Here is an 838-nt window from a genome sequence, read left to right on the forward strand (position 1 = left end):
GGGATGGATCACCTCCTTTCTAAGGAGCTCTTCACAGAGCAAATGAACCGGTTACTTCTCGGGTCATGCCTTACTCACTCTTTAGTTTTCAGGGAATACCGTTTATGGATTATCCAAACTGGATAATCTTTTTTGTATATAATAAAACTTACCAGTATCGAAAAAAGAGGTGCAAAGTGATGAAAGAAGAGTCCTCGAAAGTCAGACGGGCACGCCGTCCGATTCCGAATCGAGAGGAACTGCAAAAGAGGTTGACTGCTCTCCAGTATGAAGTGACACAAAAGGAAGGAACAGAACCTCCCTTTCGCAATGAATATTGGGATCATGATGAAGAAGGGATTTATGTGGATATTGTTTCCGGTGAACCTTTGTTCAGTTCTCTGGACAAGTTTGATGCCGGATGTGGCTGGCCCAGTTTTACCAAACCGCTTCATCCTGAGCAAATCGTCGAAAAGCTGGATGACCGGTTTGGCATGATTCGTACGGAGGTTCGCAGCAGGGAAGCAGATTCCCATTTGGGACATGTGTTTAATGACGGCCCTGCTCCGACACATTTGCGCTATTGCATCAATTCAGCCGCGCTCCGCTTCATTCCCAAAAAAGATCTGGAAAAAGAGGGTTATGGCGAATACCTGCATCTGTTTGAAAAGTAAAGAACCCGGTGCCCGGTGTTACCGCCGGTCTATAATTGACCCAGGATCGCCGAAAAAGAATTGACCCACTCCCCGTCGAATAAATCCCCCCTTCGAATAATACCGCCAAATTTCTTCGGAGGGGGATCTATGTTAGGGAGTGGGACTGTGATTAAATTACACGAATTGAAGGCGATTGGCAAGAG

General features: G+C 46.2%; 1 protein-coding gene. It reads left to right on the plus strand.

The genetic code is table 11. The features are described 5' to 3' along the window. The first annotated feature begins 179 nt into the window (after positions 1-179). On the plus strand, positions 180-653 hold the full coding sequence (msrB, locus tag I8U17_RS18115; protein ID WP_198055732.1) for a peptide-methionine (R)-S-oxide reductase MsrB: 474 nt from the start codon (positions 180-182) through the stop codon (positions 651-653). Positions 654-838: the final 185 nt, after the last annotated feature.

The sequence above is a fragment of the Thermoactinomyces sp. CICC 10521 genome, from assembly GCF_016055135.1.
In the GTDB taxonomy this organism is placed as follows: domain Bacteria; phylum Bacillota; class Bacilli; order Thermoactinomycetales; family Thermoactinomycetaceae; genus Thermoactinomyces_A; species Thermoactinomyces_A daqus.

Bases quoted from the DNA above. Each gene is read 5' to 3' on its own strand.
- msrB (WP_198055732.1), top strand. From the start codon at position 180: ATGAAAGAAGAGTCCTCGAAAGTCAGACGGGCACGCCGTCCGATTCCG.